The 2,309-nt window shown below is 39.1% G+C and carries 2 protein-coding genes; both read left to right on the top strand.

Features of this window, described 5'->3' with window-relative positions:
• Window positions 1-229 precede the first annotated feature (229 nt).
• Window positions 230-1,681, top strand: a complete 1,452-nt coding sequence (locus VK541_RS21995) for an IS1182 family transposase (protein ID WP_324372684.1) — start codon at window positions 230-232, stop codon at window positions 1,679-1,681.
• Between the two features lie 294 nt (window positions 1,682-1,975).
• On the top strand, window positions 1,976-2,309 hold a 334-nt coding region (locus tag VK541_RS22000), incomplete at its 3' end, for a MarR family winged helix-turn-helix transcriptional regulator (protein ID WP_324372685.1).

Below are 2,309 nucleotides of genomic sequence, written 5' to 3' on the forward strand. Positions count from 1 at the left end.
GGTTAAATTCATTATCGAAGATCAGAAGCAGACGATTTCTCAGCTGGAAAGCTATATCAACAGTTAAAACTTTACAAATACAATAACAGGAATAACTTATAAAAAAGCCTGCACAATGAATATGAGGGCACTGAAAAAGTCCCTTTTTGAAAAGGGATAAAAGGAGTAGAAAACTAGTTTTTCTACTCCTTTTTTTGTATTTTAAAGGTATATTATTACTGCTTTTAAGATGCTTCTTCAACAACAAAAAATCCAGTTTAGTGAGTTTTCCAAGCTTTATGACCTGATTATTCCTAAGGAGAATTTACTTCGCAAGATTAGTGAGCTTATAGATTTTAGCTTTATCTATGATGAGCTAATGGGCAAGTACTGCCCGGACAACGGGCGTAACGCTGAGAGTCCGGTACGCATGTTTAAATATTTGTTGCTGAAGACGATCTATACCGTTTCGGATGTCGATGTCGTAGAGCGTTCCCGCTACGATATGTCCTTTAAATATTTTCTGGAGATGTCCCCTGAAGAGGACGTGATAAATCCAAGCTCTCTGACCAAGTTCCGAAAGCTTCGTCTTAAGGACATGGATCTTTTAAACCTGCTGATTGGAAAAACCGTCTCTTTAGCTCTGGAAAAAGGTATTATTAAATCCAAGTCCATCATTGTCGATGCTACACATTCACTTTCAAGATCCAACCCATACTCACCTCTTGAGGTACTCAGGCAACGTTCAAAGTTGCTGCGAAGAGCAGTGTATTCAATGGATGATGATTTCAAAACTCGGATGCCCGAGAAGAATGAATCAAATGATATCCTAAAGGAAATAGAATACTGCAGTAAACTACAAAGACTTATCGAGTCTGATGAAGCACTAAGTGAAATCCCTGCAGTAAAGGAGAAACTGAACCTATTGAAGGAAACAGTTGAAGATACCCAGGAGAATTATGCAATATCCAAAGATATGGATGCCAGGATTGGCCACAAAACAGCCGACAGTAGTTTTTTTGGTTACAAAACTCATTTGGCAATGACAGAGGAGCGCATTATAACAGCTGCTGTTGTTACCTCAGCAGAAAAGGGAGATGGTCCTGAACTGCCAAAACTGTTGAGCGAGACCCAGGCCAATGGAATAGAGGTAGATACAATCATAGGTGATGCAGCCTATTCCGGGAAGAATAACCTTAAGCTCAGCGATGTGAACGGCAATAAGGTAAGGATAGTTGCCAAGATGAACCCTGCTATTACCCATGGCACCAGAAAAGAGGAAGAAAAGTTCGATTATAATAAAGACGCTGATATGTTCGTATGCCCTGCAGGGCACCTGGCTATGTACAAACGGGTGCAGGGCAAAAAGGTAGATAAGAGCAATCAGTCAATGACCTATTATTTCGATATCGAAAAATGCAGAGTATGCCCGTTAAAGGACGGCTGCTACAAACCGGAAGCCAAAAGCAGGACATACTCGGTCGCAATAAAACCAGATGAGCATAAAGAGCAGGAAATATTCCAACAAAGCGAGTACTTCAGGGAAAAATCACGACACAGATATAAAATTGAGGCGAAAAATAGTGAATTGAAAAATGTTCATGGATATGACAGGGCGAACTCCTATGGCCTGGAAAGCATGAAAATGCAAGGTGCACTTGCGATATTCGTGGTTAATCTTAAAAGAATCCTCAAATTCTAAAAAAAGGATAATAATCCAAAGAATCTTCTGGGAAAAACTAACAATGTGCTCCAGTTCTCAATATCGAACGTAAAGTTCGTTATCAAATAAGAAAAATGAAATGCCTCAAAAAAGAAAGCGGATGAACAACTCTTAAGAGCTATTCATCCGCTTTTCTGTTTGAAGACCATTTTATGTCTACTTTTTCAGTGCCCTCTTTATTTAGGAAGGCTTTTTTATGTTAAATTTTTTAAACAATTGTATTTGCATTATAGGTTTTAATTCTATAGCTTTGTTATGCAAGCATAGTATTTAATGAAACAACAGGAAACAGTAGATTATTTTTTGAAGGTAGTTTGGCAGAATGTGGCCAACACTTATAACCAGATCGCTTCTGGTTTTGGAATAACCCAGGCAATTGGTTATGTCCTTATCAATATTGACAAGGAAGGGACAGCGGTTTCTCAGCTTGCCGGTTTGCTTGGTGTTAAGGCCACAAGCTTGTCGAGAATGCTAAACAATATGGAAGAATTGGAGTTAATATACAGAGAAACTTCTGCGGGCGACAAGCGTTCGGTAAAGGTTTACCTGACCGACCTGGGTTATGAAAAAAGACATATGGCAAAAGGCGTGGTGATTGCGTTTAATG

The sequence above is a fragment of the Pedobacter sp. genome, assembly GCF_035317785.1.
In the GTDB taxonomy this organism is placed as follows: Bacteria; Bacteroidota; Bacteroidia; order Sphingobacteriales; family Sphingobacteriaceae; genus Pedobacter.